The organism is Peribacillus sp. B-H-3 (assembly GCF_048572925.1).
GTDB lineage: Bacteria > Bacillota > Bacilli > Bacillales > DSM-1321 > Peribacillus.
The window spans coordinates 3,816,611-3,836,872 of the sequence record NZ_CP183879.1 but is presented as its reverse complement, the minus strand read 5'-3'; the positions used below and the strand labels follow the sequence as shown (position 1 = coordinate 3,836,872).

Sequence of the window (20,262 nt, the reverse complement as noted above, 5' to 3'; positions counted from 1 at the left end):
TTAATTTCCAAATGCATAAAGAAAAAAATGAAGGGGTTCTCCATTAATTTAGAGCCCTTTCCTTATGTTGTAGAGATTCCTTCATAGATGTTAATACATATTCATGTCCAACAATTCCAGATTCACTAAATTATTTTCTACATTTAGATGTGGTATGTTTATTTGCAGTAAATATTCAAGGGGGTAACCAATGAACAAAACAGACCGTTTGTTAGCCATCGTGCTGGAGCTGCAACGTAAAGAGGTTGTACGGGCTGATGATTTGGCGGCCTTATTTGAAACTAGCGTGCGCACCATCTACCGCGACATCCAGGCGCTGAGCGAAGCGGGCGTGCCGATTATAGGAGCCCCTGGGACAGGATATTCCCTGATGGAAGGCTATTTCCTGCCGCCGATCAGTTTCACGGTACCAGAAGCCGTGAGCTTGTTGATTGGAACGGAATTTATCGAACAACAATTTGATGACGATTATCGTGTCAGGTCTCAAGCTGCCCGCGGCAAAATTGAGGCCATTCTACCGGAGAGAGTTCGAAATGAAACATCTCGAGTAAGCAAGACTATGCGTTTGCTCATTTCTGATAAACAGGTTAAGCAGTCAAAAGAAAAAGAATATCTAGGAAAAATCCGTGGAGCGATATTAGACGAGAGAAAGATCAGCTTTCATTATACAAAAAGACTTACAGATTCCGAGGGGAATCGCAGTAGTGTTCGCACCGTTGCTCCCTATGGATTGGTGCTCATTCAAGGATTATGGATGCTCGTGGCCCGCTGTGATCTGCGCCAAGATATTCGCCATTTCCGCTTGTCCCGAATGACGGAACTTATCAATCTGGGAGAACGATTCGAACTACCCATACATTTTAACTTAAGAGACTATACCCCTCAGGATAATCGACACTTGCTAGTTCGCCTTCAATTTATCCATGATATCGCAGATAAGGTGAAAGAATCGAACTATCATTACATAGAGAATATGGAAAAGCATCAAGATGGATTGCATGTGGTCTTACGCGTTCGTCAACTCGACGAATTGGTGCAATGGGTGCTTGGCTGGGGAGCTGCTGTGATTGTATTGGAGCCTGAATCATTCCGAAATCGGATTCGCGAGGAAGTCCAAAAAATGTTTAAACGCTACTGACATACTGTTGTCAGTAGCGTCATTTTATAATTGGAGTAAGTAAACATAAAGGCGTGAGAGAAAGTGCTAAGTATGTCTTGCTTCAGTTTCTGATTAAATCGGGTCTTTACGAAGTTTTCACTGGTTCTGGCCCAAAATGACATGAAACGATATGGTGTCAGTTTATTATAGGAAGGATGATATCTCGTGAATTTTGCTTCTGTACGCATCATTACCGACGACGTGGATCGTCTTGTTAAGTTCTATGAAAAAGTCATGGGTGTTACGGCAGAACGCCCCGTGCCAGTCTTTGCCGAATTCATTGTTCCAACGTGCACCCTTGCGATTGGCCACTCGCAGACGGTGCCACTGTTTGGCACTGGTTCCGCAGTGGCGGCCGATAATCACACTGTCATCATCGAGTTCCGCGTCCGCAATGTCGATGCCGAATACGAGCGCTTGAAACCGTTTGTTGACAAGTGGGTAAAGGAACCGACCACGATGCCGTGGGGGAACCGTGCTATGTTGTTCCGTGATCCGGACGGAAACCTCGTTAACCTCTTCGAACCGGTGACCGAGGAAGCTATAAAGCGGTTCAGCGGAAGGGGTTGAAGGACAGTTGAAGTGAGTGAGGCGAATTACACTTAAAGTAAAGGGGGGGGTTAGTTTAGTAAGTATGACTTCGGCAACTTTTGCGGCTTAGTTGTAACGTAGGATCGATTTATTACGACTATTGCGGTAAGAGGAGGGATTGTGTGAAAAGATGGATGTCCTTATTATGTTTAATCACAGCCATTCTAGCTGGCTGTACAAACAATCATGTAAAAGAGAGCCGCCCGCCAAAAGCTGAGATTATAACAGATGGCAAGCACTATAAAACTGTTCCTACTGTTGGGAAGATGAAGATAAGAGTGTATGCGTTGATTCAGTATGGACCAAAGGCAAAAGGCCTCTTGCTGTTCAGCCTATTTCTGTTCAACCAGGTGTTGACATTGAACTGAAGATTGATTATGACCCTCAGCCAAACGAGGTTCATCTTTCACAGGTAAATGGTAAAAAAGAAATAGAAGTACCTGTGGAAAATGGACATTTCAAAGTACCGAGGAATACAGGAATATACGATTATACCTATAGCGTTTGGTGGATGGATGAAAAAGATAAGCACTTGTCCCACGGAGACGCTTCATATGGATTTGTCCTTAAAGTGCAGTAGGAAAACTTTGCAGCTCCCAAAAAAATATCTGAAAATTCAAATGATTAGTCTTACTTAACGAAAGGGTGCGTGAGTGGAAGATTATTCGGCTGCTAAGGCAGCTCCTTTTTTTTATGGAAATATATTCAAAAATAGGTTAGATTGAAACTAAGGAAGGGTGAGGTAATGAAGGGAAAAGTACTTGCAGGGCTTTCGGTGACATCGTTGCTTTATCAGTTTAGTTTCTTATATACATATTGGATGAAAGATGAATTAACTAAGTCTGGGAATTGCTGATTTATACTGGATCACAGCAGGTCTTTTTGGTATTTCACTTGGAATTTATGTCTTTATTAAATACAGAGTTCCCGATATTGCATTTTTCTTTTTTCCTTAGTCACCTGTTTTTTTAGGTATACCTATACTCGGCCTATTTGCTTTGGCAACGATCGTTACTTCAATGTAAATCAGTAAATACATAAATTTTTTATTAGAAGAAGTAATATGTTCTGTAAAAGAAAATATTTTAGGTGGGTGGTGTATGTTCATGGAAATCAGTTTGGAGAAAGCGGCAGAAATGGATGCAAAGTCTATTTTTGATATTCAAGTAAAGGCTTTTAATCCGTTATTGGATGAATATAAAGATTACGATACAAATCCTGCTAATGAAACAATTGAAAAAGTGTTGGAAAGGATAAATAAACCAGATGGAGGATTTTATAAAATACTAGCCGATGATGTGCTTGCGGGTGCTATTTGTGTATTGTGGAAAGAAGAGACGCAATTTTGGATAAGTCCCATGTTTATTTTACCTGAATATCAAGGGAGGGGTATAGCACAGAAAGCGATACGTCTAATTGAGGGGTTATTCCCTCAAGCAGAAACTTGGGAATTGAGGACTATTTCACAAGAAGAACGTAACTGCTATTTATATGAAAAAATGGGATATAGACGTGAAGACTGGAAACATAGCTTAAATGAAAAAGCGACGCTTGTTCACTATAAAAAATATGTTAATGCTTCTTCTGCTAAAAAGAAGGTTCTCTATTAATTGTCCCTGGGGAAAAAGATAAGATGGTTCTAACATTCTTTTATTTAGGAGTGATTGACATGGACTTGAATTTCAAAGATCCAAAAGTTAAGCAAGTACAGGAAGTTTACCAATCATTTTGGGCTATTAACAAGACCACAGCTGAATTTACGAAAAAGAATGCTGAAAGCTTTGGGTTGCTTTAAGTATCTAAAATGTTATTATATTCCATTTTTCGGTGCGGTTATATAAATATACTGATACAATGTACATATGATAAATGATTATAGGAGAACCAAAACAACCGTATCGTTCATTAACTATCACTTCGTATTTTGTCCACGTACAGAAGAAAGATATTCCTTGACACAAAAGTAGAAGAACGTTTCAAAGAGTTGGTGCAAGACATATGTGATGAACAGGATATTGTTATTGGCGCAATGGAATGTGATAAAGACCACGTTCACTTGTTCTTAAATACACTACCATCACTTAGTCCTGCTGATACAATGGCAAAGATTAAAGGAGTGACATCTAAAAAGCTTAGAGAGGAGTTTCCTCATCTTCAGCATTTGCCAAGTCTGTGGACACGTTCCTATTTTGTTTCTACCGCAGGAAATGTTTCGAGTGAAACGATTAAGCGATATGTAGAACAACAAAAACAAGGGGGTGAATCCATGTCGCAAACTATCACAGTCAAGATTAAATTGCTTCCAACCAAAGAACAAATTCAATTATTGGAACAAAGTAGCCGTGAGTATATCAAAGTCATTAACACACTTGTATCAGAAATGGTTAATGAAAAGAAAAGCACAAAGAAAAGTACAAAAGATATTGAAGCCAATATCCCAAGTGCAGTCAAAAATCAAGCAATTAAAGATGCTAAAAGTGTGTTTTCAACAAAAGTGAAAAAAAGTAAATACAAAATCGTCCCCATTCTAAAAAAACTTGTTTGTGTATGGAACAACCAAAACTATTCATTTGACCTTACGCACATTTCCATACCGTTTATGGTGAATGGAAAATCAACCCGGTTAAAGGTTAGAGCGTTGTTAGTAGATAAAGAGAACCGCAGCTTTAATTTATTGAAGCACAAGTTAGGCACACTTCGTATCACGAAGAAATCCGGTAAGTGGATGGCTCAAATATCTGTCACCATTCCTATAAATGTGGAAACGGGAACTAAAATCATGGGTGTTGATTTAGGTCTTAAAGTCCCTGCGGTAGCCATCACAGACGATAATAGGGTCCGTTTCTTTGGAAAAGGCAGACAAAACAAATATATGAAGCGGAAGTTTCGTAGTATTCGGAAGAAGTTAGGCAAAATCAAGAAAGTAAATGCCATTCGACAACTAGATGATAAAGAACAACGATGGATGCAAGACCAAGACCATAAAGTGAGTCGTGCAATTGTTAATTTTGCAACTGATAACAGTATTTCTGTCATTCGATTAGAGCAACTATCGAATATTAGGCAGACGGCACGAACAAGCCGTAAAAACGAAAAAAATCTACACACTTGGTCATTCTATCGTCTGGCACAATTCATCGAGTATAAAGCAGTATTAGCTGGTATTAAGGTAGAATATGTGAATCCCGCATACACAAGTCAAACGTGTCCAAAATGTACTGAAAAGAATAAGGCACAAGACAGAAAATACGAGTGTCCATGTGGATTTATAACACACCGAGATGTTTTGGGTGCCATGAACATACGATATGCACCTGTGATTGATGGTAAGAGTCAATCAGCCTAAGATGCTATACGCACTGTCTTAGGAGGGGTAATGAGATATCCTAATCTTGAAGGCTGTTCAAAACAGAAATGGACTGAGAACGCTTAGTCATTCAAGAATCCTATTAAATGTGGGAGTCTCAAAGCAATTATCCATACTCAATACTTTATATGCAGTTCCAGAATTAACGCAGCAAGAGCTGGCTGAAAGGCTTATTTCATCAAAAAGTACAATAAGCGTTGGGGTTGATAAATTAGTTAATATGGGCCTGGCTGAAAGGGGATTTTTTGACGAAGACCGGAGAGAAGTAAAGTTAAAGGTAACTATTAAAGGTGAAGAAGTGTCCAAAAAATCCAGTAAGAATTCAATATCTTATAGGGCAATGCTTTCTGCAATAGAAAATATGGCTGATGATGATATTCAAACATTACTTCGTATTCAAAAAGAACTATTAAACAATTTAATCGAAAGTGGTTACTAAAACCAGTACTGTTCTTAAACTAAGTGGTACGTCTGCGCCTTACAATGGGTGATTTCGATATACAGCTATGTGTTTCTCCAGAACAATATTCAAAATCTTATCATAGCTTCTTAATGAGTCAACGGCGTAGTTTAATGGAGAAGAATAAAGTGTCTAATTTTGAATAATAAAGCATTCATTAAAAGACTCAAAAGGAGAATCCCTGTGTAAGGATTCTCCTTTTATAATTGAAATCTTTTATTGATTTTTAGGCATGATTCAATCTAAATCTTACCAAAAACATAATTATAAGTCTATTTTTTAAATAAAAAATATGGAAAAATTATGATAGTATCAATGAAAAATTCTCCTGAGAAAGAGGCGGTTTGAACGTGAAACAAAACATTTATGATCATCCGGAATTCTTCCAGAGCTACAAGACCCTGCGTGAGTCTGAATTGAATTACAATGATTTATTAGAACAGCCGGCATTAAGAGATATGCTGCCTGAATTAAAACATAAAAATGTATTGGATGTAGGCTGCGGAATGGGAGACTTTGCTATGTATTGTGTAAAAGAGCAGGCTCGGGAGGTCGTGGCGATAGACATCTCGAAGAAAATGATTGAAGTTGCTCAGCAAAAAAATCCCCATGAACATATTCACTATGTAAATACTGCCTTAGAAGATATTCAGTTAAAACAAAATGAATTTGATGTTGCGGTTAGTTCACTGGCACTGCATTATATACGGGACTATGATGCTGTTATTAAAAAAATTCATTCTAGTTTAAAGCAAACGGGGGTTTTTGTATTCTCCATTGAACATCCGATTGTAACTGCAAGAAAAGATATGGATAATTGGATAGTTGATGAAAAAAATAACACCTCTCATTACGCAGTGGATCATTATCAGGAAGAAGGTGAAAGGCAGCAGCATTGGTATATAGATGGTGTTGTGAAATATCACCGTACTTTTTCTACTGTAATAAATGAACTAATCTTAAATGGCTTTCAGATTGAGCAAGTAATTGAGCCTATACCCAATAATAAGGCATTGAATAGTTTGCCAAGGCTAATTAATGAGATGAAAAAACCGTCTTTTATGATTATCAGGGCAAAGAAAGTTTATTAAAAAAAGAGGTAGCTAAATGAGGATAAGAAAAGCTGTGTTAAGCAAATGCCAAAGGAATAGCCAAAGTACACGTTAATAGTTGGAAAACCACATATGCAAATACCATTCCAGCTGAATACTTAAATAATTTGAATTATGAAGGACGAGAGCAATTATGGAAAGGAAACATTCCTAATAACGATGTATTTGTAGCAGAAAACGAAGAAGGAGAAATTGTTGGTTTTTCTTCTGGCGGTAAAGAAAAATCCGGTAAATACCCTGATTACAGTGGTGAAATATAAGCTATATATATTTTAGAAGAGTATCAAAGAAAAGGGCTAGGGAGATTATTAGTGAAACCAAAACTAAAGCAAAAGAAATTTTTTTCAATGATTGTTTTAGTGCTGGAAGATAATAGCTCCCGTCTTTTTTTCGAGACTCTTGGGGGTGAAAAAATAGACATCATTGAGGTTAGCATTTCTAGGAAGAAACTCAATGAACTTGTATATGGATGGAATAATATTAGAAGACTACTTTAAACTAAGTTGTATGGGGAATATGTTTGGAGAATTTTTTTTTGTTCCATCAAGATAGTAGGGAAAATTATTGTTGAGGTGAAAATGGTGAACCGAAAATGGAAATTAGCCTAAAAGAATTACTGGGATTTTTAAAAGCTATCGATAACACACCATATAATATGTTTTCAACATTACAAGAAGAAGGTTACTTAAAGATTCCAAAGAAGACTAACAGCAAAAATGATGACCACTCTAGTAGATTCGCTGCTATTTTTCTTGAAGCTATGGAATTTAAGCAAATGGATTTTCAATATGAGATCGCCTATAACCTTGGGATGCCTAAGTATGACATTGACAATACTTCCATTTATGATTATATAGATATGATTTTCCTAACCTATTATTATGGCGAAATCACAGAAGATGAGTTGATTGAAGGAATTGAGATTCATGCAAAAGATCCCAACTTTAAAGAAAATCCCAAATTTATAAAGGCAATTGGAGGTTGGGGAAATCTAAATTTACCCAAGTGAATTGTTGATTATATACCAGCTTGCATTTGTCTAGTTAATGAATCCGAACATCCTTTAATATCGATTTTGAGCTTATTTATGTAGAAAGGAACAGCAAGGCTCTAAACGGACAGGATAATGGAATTGGCTTATTTATATATTGTATTGTAAAGAAAGGAAATTAGAATGTTCAATATTAATGAATATTTAAATAGTGTTTTTCCGGGAATTACTTTGGGTCCAAGTCTAACAGACCAATGGAAAATTAATTTGGACTTTGAATTCGCAAGAGACCTTTATCAATTTATCGATGGTTCAGAAGATTTTAATCCAAAATACTTTGAGGAAGTGTATTTTCAGGCATCGTCTATCTTTAACAGCATTTTTTCAGATGATGATCAAGTTTTCCTGATAGTAAATGTCTATAGGGAGAATGATATCAAGTATAAATCAAAATTAGGATTATACCTTAATTATATTTCAAATAAAAATGTGAGATATCATTTACAGCAAAATACCTTGCCCTACCCGTTTTCTGAAGAAGAAGAGGAGGAACCATTGAAGGCTCATACCATTCAATATTCCTTAAATTGTACAAAACGGGACATTCAAACCCGTTTAATTTTAAAAGCACTAACTAATAGGGATTTTCCATCTTTAAAACCGAGATTGTCAGATGAATGTGGAATGCAGTATGATGTATTTTTCGTTAATGTCTCTAAAAATGTAATATTCTATATGCATGATGATACTGGCTGTGAAGTCATATCTAATTCTTTAGAAACCCTTCGCCCATTATATGATAAATATAGAGATTGGATTTGCTCCTACTGTGAGGATAATATTAATAAACTTTTTAAGTGAATAAGGATATATTAAGACTTCTTAAAAGAGCTGATGCAGGAATTACGTGTGTGTATCACAGAATAAAAGGTTATACACCTTGGAATAAGAGGGGAAGAAATTGAAGAACAGCTTAAAATATAATGCAATTCCAAAACGTGGTGCTAAGATATGCAAATAAACAGTTACGTTGAAGGACTTGCTAAACTATATACCCAACATATTGATATAGATTATGCTAACTGGTCTAAAAGCTACTTGAGGAACCAGTTTGATTTTTTAGGCATTCGAACACCAATACGTCGAAAACTGACAAAGCAATTTTTACATGAATTTGGTGTCCCGAAAAAAGATTACCTAAAAGATGTCATTCTTACATTGTGGGAACGTTCAGAAAGAGAATACCAAAAAGCAGCACTCGATATCCTTAACAAAGTAAAAATTGATCTAACTCCAGAAGATATGCCATGGTTAAGTTCTTTATTAGTTAATAAGTCATGGTGGGATACTGTGGATGTGCTTTCCCCTCATATAATGGGGTATATGTTTACAGCCTATCCAAAACTAACTTCTCAATATGCAGATCAATGGATTTCAGATGAGAATTTTTGGCTGCAAAGATCAGCGTTGCTATATCAACTTTATTATAAAAATAGAACCGATGAAAAACGCTTATTTCAATATATTCTTAATAGGGCTGCTAGTGAAGAATTTTTTGTTCAAAAAGCCATAGGCTGGGCATTGAGAGAATACGCAAAAACGAACCCTTTGGCTGTAAAAGAGTTTGTTTCATTAAATGATTTAAAATCACTTAGCAGACGTGAGGCATTGAAAAATCTGTAACTTTATGCTTAACGATATTACGCTGACAAGAGAACTAATGGAGTGTTGCTGGGCAGCCCTTTACTTAAAAAAATTGCGATGAATATTACTTAAACTAAAGGCTACAAGAGTTGAAGATTTATCTGAACACCAGTTGTATCTTTTCTTGTTGTGCTAATGGGCAGGTTAGTTATAAAAGGATTTTACATTGAGGAGTGGGTGATGTGATGGCAGATCAAGGAATCACCGCAGCAATTTTAGATCGGTTATTACATAGCTTCGAAGTCATTTGCATGGTTGGGGACAGTTAAAGTACGGGGCTTTAGTGTAACAAGAATTACAATATGCCCCCCAATGTTTTTCAATATTTGGAATTATAATCACTGTATGAATAATTTATATGTTATAATAATTTAATATAAAAAGAGTAACTTAGGATAAATGAATTGGAGAGAGAACATGAGTAATTTAAACCTTTTAATAGTTAAGCACACACAAATGGAAAGTGAGCGTATCATATTACGGCCGATTTCGCTTGATGATGCTGAAGATATGTATGAATATACATCTGATGAAGAAACTACACGTTTTATTTATGAGCAACATAAAGATTTGGACCAAACTAAAAATGTAATTGCGAATTATTTTGTAAAAGAGCCTATAGGTAAATACGCAATTGTGTTGAAAGAAAGCAACAAAATGGTCGGCGCTATCGAGTTCAGGGTGCATGAATGGAACAAAAGTGGAGAACTAGGTTTTACATTAAATAGACATTTTTGGGGTAATGGCTACATGACAGAAGCCGGGAAACTCATACTAGGATTAGCCTTCGATGTACTGGGGTTAGAGCGAGTATATGCAGGACATGAGGTAAAGAATAGGGCTTCTGGAAAAGTATTGAGTCGCTTAGGCATGAAATGTGAAGGGATTCTTCGTAAAAGCGAAATGATAAAAGGTTCACTAGTAGATAGCGCATATTATTCGATATTAAAAGACGAGTATTTGAATACCGAAAAAAAGGAACAATAGAATAGGTAATCATTTAGGCGCAATTTTAGTAATGTTAACATATGAAAGTTAGAGAATAAAAAAATACTTTTGCCCTCCGTTTTAGATAAATATAGCCTGATAAAATGAGAGCAGGTCACTAAAGATAAATGGCAACTAAATTTTTAACAGTGATATAGTTAGCTTGCTAAGTACATTTTAGTAGTGGAGGCATATCTATGAACGATAAGGTTGGATGCGATATTCGTGAGTCATTAGATAAAATTTCATCCAAAATGCGTCGAGATTATAGCGAAAATCTAAGAGAACTTAATCTATATGTAGGCCAGGATAGACTACTCGCTCGTTTGTGGTTAGGTGATGGAGTAACACAAATGCAACTATGTGAACATTTAAAATGTGAGCCGCCTACGGTAACAAATATGGTTAAATCGCTGGAGCAAAATGGGTTTATATTCCGTAAACGTGATGAAGAAGATGCAAGGGTTATGCGAATTTATCTAACGGACAAAGGTGAAGAATTAGAGAAACCGGTTGATTTCAAATGGAAGCAGCAGCAAGAAAGGTTACTCCATTCAATCTTACCGGAAGAACGCATAATCTTAAGGGAACTTATGAAGCGAATGGAGAGAAACTTGTTCTAAGTTTTCTCCGTGTTGATATTTAGCAGGCTAAATTGTTTAGCAATCTAAATATAGTATAGTTCTATATCGTTTATTTGAAAAAGGGTATGGGAATCCACTTAGGATGCGTCTAGCCGACACAATGATATCCGTACTTGATAAAATGCTTTTGCATAATCTCATAGGAATATTTCTAAAGACGTAAGGAAACCCTGTTTTTTAGATGCGCTTGGCCAGGATTTTAAAGAACCACTGTACCAGCCATTTACAACTAGGACGTTCAAAAGCTGGGCATATAAGTATTATATGCAACAATTTAGTAAGGAAACTAAAGGAAAAACTGTATTTGCCGAATAATCAACATAAATTAGTTAGTAGGCTAAATATTATTTTTTGTTTTTATATCTATTGAAACGTTCAGCCCCTTCAGTAATGGCAGCAAATCTTAATGATCAGAATGCCAGTCGCAAAGCATGAGATGACATGGCTCATGAAGCCATCCAAATTGTACAAGCATTGTGGGGGAATTGGGAATCAGCCGCTTCGACGTTAGATGCAGAAGGAGGAAATTTTGCCGGCATGGACAAAATTTTGCCTATCAATCTTAAATGAATTAGAAGACCAGTCCTTCATGCTTGAGTATTTAAACAAACCAGGTTCTGCTAAAAAGTAAACTGTTATTAATTAAATTGATTGATAAGGAGATATAGAAATGAAGAAGCAATACAATACGCGTGCCATCTTGGCATCGCTGCTTATCTGCGGTTTTGTGGGCATGTTTAGCGAAACCGCTCTAAACATAGCAATGACTAATTTAATGGAAGTGTTCCAAATTTCGGCTGCAACCGCACAGTGGTTAACAACCGGGTTCTTGCTTACTCTTGGCATTTTAATGCCGATGAGCGGGCTGCTGCTGCAAATGTTTACGACGAGGCAGCTGTTCACAGGTTCGCTCATAAGCTTAATCGTCGGCACATCGATTGCGGCACTCGGATTCAATTTTGAAATGTTGATGTTTGCCCGAGTTTTACAGGCAGTAGGTATGGGGTTGTTGCTTCCCCTCATGTTCAACACCATTCTTGTCATATATCCGCCGGAAAAGCGGGGGGCGGCGATGGGTTTCGTTGGACTTGTTATCATGTTTGCGCCAGCAACCGGCCCGACCATAGGCGGTCTATTAATCGAGTATTTAACATGGCATTATATCTTCTGGTTTTCGCTGCCATTCCTGATTATTGGGTTGTTGATAGGGCTGAAGTATTTGGAAAATGTCACCGATGTCACGAAGCCCCGGATAGATCTGCTGTCTGTCGCGTTATCAACAATCGGCTTTGGAGGAGTTGTCTTCGGCTTCAGTAAGGCAGGCGAAGGATCTGAAGGCTGGAGCAGTGCAGTCGTGGTTACTTCAATCGTGGTTGGGCTCATCGCGCTGGTGCTGTTCATACTGCGGCAGAACGTTATGCACAATCCGATGATGAATCTGAGCGTTTTCAAGTACCCAATGTATGTCGTTGGGCTGCTCCTGGTAATGTCGTGTATGTTGATCATTATGTCGAGCATGATTATTCTGCCGATGTTTCTGCAGACGGGTACAGGGCTGTCTGTGTTCACTACTGGACTCATGCTTTTGCCGGGCAGCGCGCTGAACGGTATCCTCTCCCCGCGTATGGGGAGCCTGTTCGATAAATATGGGCCGAAATGGCTCGTTATTCCCGGACTCGTGATCGTTGCAGTCATGTTATGGTTCTTTACTGCCCTTTCCCCTGCTTCTTCAGTGGCCTTTATCGTGGCTTTGCATATTGGGCTCATGGTTGGGGTAGGCATGATATGGATGCCTGCTCAAACGAACGGGCTAAATCAATTGCCGCCAGAGTTATACCCGCACGGCACGGCAGTCATGAACACACTGCAGCAGGTCGTGGGCGCAATTGGAACAGCGGTCGCAATCAGTATCCTTACGGGCGGTATGGAGAAATACTTGCACGGCTCCTCCGCTCCGACCAATCAGGCCGAAATTGCAAAGGCGATGACGGCAGGTTCACAAAACGTGTTCTTGTTTACGATGATTATAGCACTGATAGGAGTGGTCATAGCGCTCTTCATCCGCCGCGTCGTAGTCAGCAGCGAGGCGGTAAATGAAAACTAAAGAAATAAAACTTTTGAAGAACAAAGAGAAAAGACATTCATTTTGAATGTCTTTTCTAACATATATTTTCTTTAACCGCAATATCCTTCACAACATCTTCTAAAGTAACATTTCTTAAAACCTTCTCCATTGCCAATTGGGCTGTTGTAAATAATGGTTCAATTATATTCTGGATGTTCCTGCCTACAGGACAATCAGGATTTGGATTTTCATGTATGCTAAATAATTCTTTTTCCTTTACAACATTCACTGCCTTATAAACATCGAACAGTGTAATTTCAGATAATTCCTTTGCGAGTTTAGCCCCTGCAATACCTGGGTGTACCTCAATCAAACCAGCTTTTTTTAGCATTCCCATTAGTTTTCTTATCACGGCTGGGTTCGTTTTAACACTTGAGGCTAAAAATTCCGAAGATGTCACTCCTTCTTTATTTAATTCAATTAGAGTCAATATATGAATTCCGACAGCAAATCGGCTGCTAATAGACATGCTCAGTTACCACCTTTACTAATATTCCGCTATATAAATTTTTTTCTTGATCATGTAATTAATTCGATTACATGTTTATTATACCAAATTATGAACAATAGTATAAATAGCATTTATCCTGTTGACAAAACAAATACAGGTAACTACAATAAGTACATGTATTCAGTTTTGTTACAGGTAAAATCAAATGGGAGGAATACAAAATGAAAATATTAGTTACAGGAGCAACAGGGAAATTAGGTTCAAAGGTTGTGGAATCATTATTGAAATCTATACCTGCAAGTGATCTGGCGGTAAGTGTTCGAAATCCAGAGAAAGCCGAAGGACTTCGTGTTCGTGGAGTGGAAATTCGTCAAGGAGATTTTGATCGTCCAGAAACATTGGATAATGCTTTTTCAGGGATTGACCGCTTATTAATTATCTCTGCTGATGGTGACAATGAAACAAGAATTCATCAACATACTAATGCTGTACAAGCAGCTGAGCGTGCAGGGGTAAAATTTATTGCTTACACAAGTATAGCCAATGCAACAGAAAGTAAAAATTTGATGGCTCCTCCTCATGTAGCGACAGAAGCAGCCATCATTAAGACTGGTATCCCATATTCTTTCTTGCGTAACAATTGGTATTTGGAAAACGAAATCGGAAGCATTCAAGGTGCCATGGCAGGAGCCCCATGGGTAACTTCTGCTGGAGAAGGTAAAGTAGGCTGGGCACTACAACAAGATTACGCAGATGCAGCGGCAGCAGTTCTTGTTGGAAACGGTCACGAAAATACAGTGTATGAACTTTCTGGTCCTCTTTTAACTCAAGAAGAAATGGTATCTGCTCTAAGTAATGTAGTGGGTAAAGAAATACCTGTACAACAAGTTAGTGATGAAAAATATGCAGAGATCATGAAAGGCTTAGGTTTACCTGATTTTGTGATTCCGATTATAGTAGGAATTCAAGAAAGTATTCGGAACGGTTCGCTAGACGTGGAAAGCAACGATTTTGAAAAAGTTCTTGGTCGTCCAGTTACACCGATCAATGAGGCACTGACCCAACTTGTTAATGCAACATTATAAACAAAATAAAATGAACAAAAAAACCGACTCTTAAGTCGGCTTTTTTTTTGCAGAATTATACAATTGCAATTATAAAAAGGAGGTTCCCATGAAAAGTAGTTATCAGTAACAGATAGAAGAGGCAAGGAAGGTAACGACAGTAAAACAAAGATTGTGAAAAAATATACTTAAGGTTAGTTCAAAAAGGTATTTTTTGATACAGTATAGAATCCTTACTGGAACAGCTTAAACTAAGAGGTGGAATAAAAGATATGAACACTAAAATTGTTGAGTATCCTCCATTGGAAACTGAGAGGATTAAATTTCGAATATTAACCCTTGATAATGCGGAAGAAGTTTTTATGCATTTCTCAGATATTAATGTAACTATGTTTATGGATATAGAACCTTGTAAACATATAAAGGAAGCTGAAGAAATTATACAATATCATATGGAGGATTCAGGGTGCAGGTGGGGGATGTATGATAGAAACAGCGAAAAGTTCATTGGAACAATTGGATTTCATTATTTAAGAAGAAATGAAGATTTTATAGCAGAAGTGGGATTCGATTTATGCAAAGATTACTGGGATAAGGGATTAATGTCTGAAGCAATGAAAGAAGTAATTTCATTTGGTTTTTCCCAGATGGGGTTGGATATAATAGATGCAACGGTTGATTCTAAAAACCAGCGATCAATTAATTTAATGAGAAAGCTCGGTTTTAAGGAGAATATAGAACTTAAGGAGAACTTACTTTACTTTGATTTAAAAAGGAAAGATAAAGGTATTATCAGTGACAATTTAAAGCAGAAGTGATAGTTTCTAAGCAGTAATGGCTTTTTATAATAAATGGATGACATAATTGAGGAATGGGGATCGCTGTGGCGATGCCCATTTTGTATTGTGCTAACGGAGCAGTGTAGTTGTGCGAAATGTTTCTGGCTTAAATTGGGATTGGTCACAATACTCAGGTAAAGGTCAGACAATCACAGCGACTTTAAAGGGTTTACCTTCCTCTCGTTTTTTATCGTAAAACTCTCTTAATCTCTTGTTTCGAGGGAGGAGTAATTCATCTGTTCTTGCTTTACGCTTATCCCGTATAGCTGCACTGACTGCCATATTTAAAGCATGTCTTAGCCTGCTAGAACCTCGTTTGGTAATACGATTTTGTGTAGCTCTAAACTTACCTGATTCAAAGACACTAGGGTCAACGCCTGCGAAGGCCATGAGCTTTTTGGGATTAGTGAATCGATCTATCTCACCAATTTCGGAAATGATCGTTGCAGCGATCTTCTCTCCAATACCTGGGATAGTTTTGATGATGTTATATTCTTCAATTTCTTTTGCAAGGGCATCTATTTCAGCTTCCAACTTGGATAGGTGCTCTTTGTATTGAAAAAGCATATCAATATACATGTTAAGGCTTAAGATATGGCTTTGATAGATGGTCTTTTCAAATGGATTGCGTGCTGCCGCGGCTTTAAGAATCCTAGCCTTATCAATTGCCCACTTTAAAGAACAGCTTTTACATAACTCATTGATTGTATTAATTAACTCATCCTCACTTTGTCCATGTGTTCTCCAATCATCTTATCCAGGAGGTCGTTTTATTACAACAATTTCGCCAAATCTTAATAACTAACCATAAAGTCATAATGGTTTGAAAAAATGTGTTTATGAAGCTTGTTCTTATTTCCTGGCTAAACCCATATAATTCAATGAACGTGGGAAGGACAGGAGAATGATATGCGGGTGAACTTATTGCTGGTCGCTGATTTAATACTTTTTTTTCTGTTTCCTCTGGCTTTCTGGGAGGTCAGCAGAGAGATAATCGGGGAATATCCGGCCATGCTGCTTTCTACACTCCCTGGCATCTTATATAGCCTGTACAGGTTCAATCAAAATGGCAGGCTGAACTATACGGGGATTTTTGTACTGACTAATTTATTAGCAGGACTCGTGGTGGATCTCTGTCAGGTTCAGCCCTTCAGCTTTTATGGAATAATGTCCTCTACTCGGCCAGCCTGTTCCTTATATACGCAGCCAGCCTTGCCGCCGGAAAGCCGCTTCATCTTTATTTCACCCTCGATTTAATGGAAATGAGGGGGCATAAAAGGAGCATTACAAAGGAATTGTTTTTTGAAAAAAAAGCCTTCAAGCTGTTTAAGCTGATCACCTTTGCCTACTGTATGAATGAAGCACTGTATATGCTTTGCCTGACCCATTGGATTAGGCATTATGGAGTAGAGGCCTACCGCCTGGATATTGTCCTGGACAAATCTCTAGAAATCATACTTTCAGGGTTTTTCCTGATTGTTTTCTTCTTTATCTATCAGACTGTGGACCAAGTATCACCGGTTGAAAAACTGACACTGGTTAAGGCCAGCAGAAAGCTGCTTTCTCTTTCAGGAAGCTGGATTTCCTTTTATTTGGAGCAGGCTTATTTCTACTTTAGCCATCATAGACGGTAGCAATTAAAAGGACTAACCTTATACAAAGACAGGCTATTTGACACTGATTCAAATAGTCATTTTTCTATAATCATTTGAAGTACACAAGCCTCGAAATTTATATTTTTCAAGCTGCAACATGAGTGGTGAGGCAGGACTTGCTGCTATCCACAACTCCAGGACATCAGGATCAATAAGAAAGTGAAAGCATCCTTGGGATGATTTTATCTGATCCAAAACCAGTTTAGCTGTTACATTTTTCAGAATGCAATGGAAAGAGGTGGAGTTATTATATGCCGCAAACAATCATTCACGGTGCTGCTGTGCGCGGGACGGCAGCCGGAGTTCTTTTCATGGCATTTTTCGGTACTCTTTGGGCAGGAATTGGTATAAGAGGTTTGCAGGGATGGGGATTTATTTGGTTTTTGATGGTATCCCTGTTGATTGGTGTCTTCCTCCTTATAGGTGGAATCAAACTAATAAAGAAGTCAAAAATGCTATCAAACGTAATAATGGAAGGGAATTCTGCCCGTCATTCAAAAAGAATGAGTATCATGTTCGGTATTATTTTTGGTTTAGAAGGTGTGTTTATTGCCGCCGCCAGTGCAATATGCAGGGCTGCCAACCATTTAGATTTGTTTGTCCCTGTGATGGCCCTTATTGTGGGTGCTCACTTCTTTCCTCTAGCCCGCCTCTTTAGGGTTAGAATCCATTATATTGCAGGCACACTCCTTTGCTTGCTTGCTATCGTTACATTACTGACATTACCTGTCAGAGTTACCATAGAGCATCATCAACTTGAGGTATGGTGGGCAACTCTCGGATTTGGTTCAGCCCTGATTTTGTGGGGAACCGGAGCTGCCCTTTGGCTTACAGGAATCAAACTGCTGAAAAGAACTTCAGAAAGGTACTAAGATTTGAGCAAGGTCATTGTTCTTGAACAATGTATATAACTTGCCGCAATCGTTCATTTCTGAAGGGGTCAATAATTTTATTCAGCTCACGCACCCGTTAGCTGAAGATGAATTTGCTGCTGCGGCAGTTTTTTTGTTTTATCTAAAAAACATGTTAGCTGAACAAGAATTCAGTCTGAACCAAATCTTATACTCGTCTGAACTTTAGAAAAAATAAAATGCGTTACCGTTTGAGCATAAGGATTTACCTCTTCAATAAATTCTTCTGCTTTGGCAAATGTATCGAACTGCATTTTAAGCATATAACAGGCGTTTCCAGCGATTCGGTAACAAAATTCAACATTTGGAAGTTCTTCAATATATCTCTTAAAAGAAGTATAATCTCCATTTTTAACGGTTGCTTCTATCATGCATTGAATAGGAGCGCCTAATTTAGCATAATCCACTTCTAATGGCTGTGAGTATTGCAAGGCAAAAGGAACACCTGAACCTCATTTGTTCGATGAGAAAATGTCTATTGCAGCAGGCTTTGGAGAGGTTTTTATAAAACAAAAAGGGAATATATCAGAAGCTCAATTTAATATATTAAGAGAGTATCTTTCTGATGCAGAAATTAGTGAACTTTGTTCATTTATTACGTTTACTACTGCTTCACAGTATTTTGGTGCCATTATGAAATTAGAAGCTGTGACAACTTAATACAGTCTTTCTCTATTTGTTCCACTAAAGGCTGCTAAATAGCAGCCTTTTTGTTCTGGAGAAAAATCGATATCAAGGAATGGGTAAAGGACATAAAATTGAGGGGTAATCCGTAACTTCTATTATTTAAAAGTGTAATAAAATTTAAAAATGGCCGCTTATTCACTATGTTAAATCTTCTTCGACTAACGGACCCGTTCACATAATAGAGTAAGACTGGTATTGATTTATACATTAATACAGAAAATTATGGGATTTAATGGTAAAGTATAATTAGGCAATATTATCGTATTCATTTTTTATTCATGAAGGATTGCTTGTGATAACTTTTTAGATTCCCGTTATGAGTTCCCTGCTTGTAGTGATCATTTTCTCGGTTGTTTATAAAAGCAAATCAAAAGTGGATAAAGGTTTTCAATTAAATTACTTTGGCTTATCTTATAGGAGGAAGGTGATTAGAACATTAATAAGTTCTCCTATAATAGTTTTGGCAGTTATCATTATTTATCATTTCATAGACTTAAGTATGCTAGGAAAATCACTTTTTGTATTATTTATCCTTGTTATTTTTGCTATTTCACTTATCTATAATTTGTATATGTGGAAGACAAAAGAAAGTTGAAAGGGTAAAAATGGATGCCTGTTTGAATGCGAATATAAAAAAAATTGTATGGTTTATTGAAGCTATTCAGGGGGATAATAATGAGTTATCGTATTGTGTTTTTCGATGTTGATGGGACTATTACAAATCACGAAGATGGCAGTATTCCTATCTCTACAGTTAAAGCAATAGAAGAGTTGAAAAGAAAAGGGATAAAGGTTGTGGCAGCAACAGGAAGACCACTTTCAATGTGTAAGGAACTGAAGGAATTAGGTATAGAAACCTTTATAACAGCAAATGGCGGGTACGTGAAACACTTACAGGAAGTTATTCATAAAGTACCAATGGATAAAGGTATAATTAAAGAAGTTATGGAATTTGCGGAATTAGAAAATAACGGTTTGTCATTCTATACAGAAGAATTTAGTATGAATGGTGTAACAGAGCAGAAAATCTTAACTGCTTTAAAGGAAACTTTGTCTCAATGAGTATCCTAAAACCCATCTTCAAACTCCCAGTGAAGAAGTATTTTTATTATGTTTATTTGCAAATGATGAAACCGTTGAGAAGTACATACAAAGGTTTCCGCTTCTAACGTTTAGACGATGGCACCCGTATGTCTTAAATGTTTTACAGGATGATGTTTCAAAATCTCTGGCAATCATAAAAACTTTGGAATTTTTTAATATCAATAAATCAGAAGCAATTGCCTTTGGAGATGGTGAAAATGATATTGATATGCTGGAACTCGCAGGTCTAGGTATAGCGATGGGTAACGGAAGTGAAAAATTAAAAAATGCTGCGGATTTTGTTACGAAAAAGTCCAGTGAAGATGGTATTCATTATGCATTAAAAAAGTACGGCATTCTTTAAATAGTTTAAGGCTGTGAGAGATATAATTAGTGTTTCTGGCAATAACCAGAATAAGGATATGTTTAAGA

The 20,262-nt window shown here is 37.3% G+C and carries 21 protein-coding genes and 5 pseudogenes; 23 read left to right on the top strand and 3 right to left on the bottom strand.

Going from position 1 to position 20,262, the window contains the following annotated elements; translation table 11 throughout:
* The first annotated feature begins 190 nt into the window (after positions 1–190).
* The 17 genes and pseudogenes from ACN6MY_RS19165 (at position 191) to ACN6MY_RS19085 (ending at position 13,119) form a co-directional block, all read left to right on the top strand.
* Complete coding sequence (locus ACN6MY_RS19165; RefSeq protein WP_419881599.1) at positions 191–1,138, top strand: helix-turn-helix transcriptional regulator; 948 nt, start codon at positions 191–193, stop codon at positions 1,136–1,138.
* 186 nt (positions 1,139–1,324) lie between these two features.
* A complete protein-coding gene (locus tag ACN6MY_RS19160) occupies positions 1,325–1,729 on the top strand; it encodes a VOC family protein (RefSeq protein WP_419881598.1) in 405 nt (134 codons plus the stop codon).
* 143 nt (positions 1,730–1,872) lie between these two features.
* Positions 1,873–2,118, top strand: coding sequence for a hypothetical protein (locus tag ACN6MY_RS19155; RefSeq protein ID WP_419881597.1), 246 nt, complete (start codon positions 1,873–1,875; stop codon positions 2,116–2,118).
* Positions 2,119–2,856: 738 nt separating this feature from the next.
* Positions 2,857–3,360: a GNAT family N-acetyltransferase gene (locus tag ACN6MY_RS19150; RefSeq protein WP_419884225.1), complete on the top strand. Its 504-nt coding sequence runs from the start codon at positions 2,857–2,859 to the stop codon at positions 3,358–3,360.
* Positions 3,361–3,419: 59 nt separating this feature from the next.
* Complete coding sequence (locus tag ACN6MY_RS19145; protein WP_419881596.1) at positions 3,420–3,545, top strand: hypothetical protein; 126 nt, start codon at positions 3,420–3,422, stop codon at positions 3,543–3,545.
* Between the two features lie 67 nt (positions 3,546–3,612).
* Positions 3,613–4,010: pseudogene (tnpA, locus tag ACN6MY_RS19140) on the top strand (IS200/IS605 family transposase); the annotation flags it as partial.
* A 6-nt stretch (positions 4,011–4,016) separates the two neighbouring features.
* Positions 4,017–5,096: an RNA-guided endonuclease TnpB family protein gene (locus tag ACN6MY_RS19135; protein WP_419884224.1), complete on the top strand. Its 1,080-nt coding sequence runs from the start codon at positions 4,017–4,019 to the stop codon at positions 5,094–5,096.
* Positions 5,097–5,142: 46 nt separating this feature from the next.
* Positions 5,143–5,556: a MarR family winged helix-turn-helix transcriptional regulator gene (locus ACN6MY_RS19130; RefSeq protein WP_419881595.1), complete on the top strand. Its 414-nt coding sequence runs from the start codon at positions 5,143–5,145 to the stop codon at positions 5,554–5,556.
* A gap of 371 nt (positions 5,557–5,927) precedes the next feature.
* A complete protein-coding gene (locus tag ACN6MY_RS19125) occupies positions 5,928–6,668 on the top strand; it encodes a class I SAM-dependent methyltransferase (protein WP_419881594.1) in 741 nt (246 codons plus the stop codon).
* 128 nt (positions 6,669–6,796) lie between these two features.
* Positions 6,797–6,949: a hypothetical protein gene (locus tag ACN6MY_RS19120; RefSeq protein WP_419881593.1), complete on the top strand. Its 153-nt coding sequence runs from the start codon at positions 6,797–6,799 to the stop codon at positions 6,947–6,949.
* Positions 6,950–7,000: 51 nt separating this feature from the next.
* A complete protein-coding gene (locus ACN6MY_RS19115) occupies positions 7,001–7,186 on the top strand; it encodes a hypothetical protein (RefSeq protein WP_419881592.1) in 186 nt (61 codons plus the stop codon).
* Between the two features lie 95 nt (positions 7,187–7,281).
* Positions 7,282–7,698 (top strand): hypothetical protein, encoded by a 417-nt coding sequence (locus ACN6MY_RS19110; RefSeq protein ID WP_419881591.1) that lies wholly within the window; start codon positions 7,282–7,284, stop codon positions 7,696–7,698.
* A 165-nt stretch (positions 7,699–7,863) separates the two neighbouring features.
* Entirely contained in the window at positions 7,864–8,541 is a 678-nt protein-coding gene (locus tag ACN6MY_RS19105) for a DUF3885 domain-containing protein (RefSeq protein ID WP_419881590.1), read from the top strand.
* Between the two features lie 150 nt (positions 8,542–8,691).
* Complete coding sequence (locus ACN6MY_RS19100) at positions 8,692–9,363, top strand: DNA alkylation repair protein (RefSeq protein WP_419881589.1); 672 nt, start codon at positions 8,692–8,694, stop codon at positions 9,361–9,363.
* 438 nt (positions 9,364–9,801) lie between these two features.
* On the top strand, positions 9,802–10,371 hold the full coding sequence (locus tag ACN6MY_RS19095) for a GNAT family N-acetyltransferase (RefSeq protein ID WP_419881588.1): 570 nt from the start codon (positions 9,802–9,804) through the stop codon (positions 10,369–10,371).
* Positions 10,372–10,568: 197 nt separating this feature from the next.
* Positions 10,569–10,994 (top strand): MarR family winged helix-turn-helix transcriptional regulator, encoded by a 426-nt coding sequence (locus ACN6MY_RS19090; RefSeq protein ID WP_419881587.1) that lies wholly within the window; start codon positions 10,569–10,571, stop codon positions 10,992–10,994.
* A gap of 691 nt (positions 10,995–11,685) precedes the next feature.
* Positions 11,686–13,119, top strand: a complete 1,434-nt coding sequence (locus ACN6MY_RS19085) for a DHA2 family efflux MFS transporter permease subunit (RefSeq protein WP_419881586.1) — start codon at positions 11,686–11,688, stop codon at positions 13,117–13,119.
* 55 nt (positions 13,120–13,174) lie between these two features.
* On the opposite strand, the gene ACN6MY_RS19080 is transcribed toward ACN6MY_RS19085, so the two are convergent.
* Positions 13,175–13,609 (bottom strand): Rrf2 family transcriptional regulator, encoded by a 435-nt coding sequence (locus ACN6MY_RS19080; protein ID WP_419881585.1) that lies wholly within the window; start codon positions 13,607–13,609, stop codon positions 13,175–13,177.
* Positions 13,610–13,812: 203 nt separating this feature from the next.
* Here ACN6MY_RS19080 and ACN6MY_RS19075 point away from each other — a divergent pair, with 203 nt between their 5' ends.
* A complete protein-coding gene (locus ACN6MY_RS19075) occupies positions 13,813–14,676 on the top strand; it encodes an SDR family oxidoreductase (RefSeq protein ID WP_419881584.1) in 864 nt (287 codons plus the stop codon).
* A 251-nt stretch (positions 14,677–14,927) separates the two neighbouring features.
* Positions 14,928–15,473, top strand: a complete 546-nt coding sequence (locus ACN6MY_RS19070; RefSeq protein WP_419881583.1) for a GNAT family N-acetyltransferase — start codon at positions 14,928–14,930, stop codon at positions 15,471–15,473.
* Positions 15,474–15,641: 168 nt separating this feature from the next.
* On the opposite strand, the pseudogene ACN6MY_RS19065 reads toward ACN6MY_RS19070, so the two are convergent.
* Positions 15,642–16,223: pseudogene (locus ACN6MY_RS19065) on the bottom strand (transposase); the annotation flags it as partial.
* Between the two features lie 566 nt (positions 16,224–16,789).
* Between ACN6MY_RS19065 and ACN6MY_RS19060 the strand changes: the two are divergent.
* The gene (locus ACN6MY_RS19060; protein WP_419881582.1) at positions 16,790–17,128 is read left to right on the top strand and encodes a hypothetical protein; all 339 of its coding nucleotides are present in this window, start codon (positions 16,790–16,792) and stop codon (positions 17,126–17,128) included.
* A 272-nt stretch (positions 17,129–17,400) separates the two neighbouring features.
* A complete protein-coding gene (locus ACN6MY_RS19055; RefSeq protein WP_419881581.1) occupies positions 17,401–18,021 on the top strand; it encodes a hypothetical protein in 621 nt (206 codons plus the stop codon).
* 170 nt (positions 18,022–18,191) lie between these two features.
* Here the strand turns inward: ACN6MY_RS19055 and ACN6MY_RS19050 are convergent.
* A pseudogene (locus ACN6MY_RS19050) lies at positions 18,192–18,473 on the bottom strand (Lrp/AsnC family transcriptional regulator); the annotation flags it as partial.
* Here ACN6MY_RS19050 and ACN6MY_RS19045 point away from each other — a divergent pair.
* Positions 18,469–18,720 (top strand): annotated as a pseudogene (locus tag ACN6MY_RS19045) (carboxymuconolactone decarboxylase family protein); the annotation flags it as partial. The pseudogenes ACN6MY_RS19050 and ACN6MY_RS19045 overlap by 5 nt on opposite strands.
* A gap of 702 nt (positions 18,721–19,422) precedes the next feature.
* Positions 19,423–20,194 (top strand): annotated as a pseudogene (locus ACN6MY_RS19040) (Cof-type HAD-IIB family hydrolase).
* Positions 20,195–20,262 lie beyond the last annotated feature (68 nt).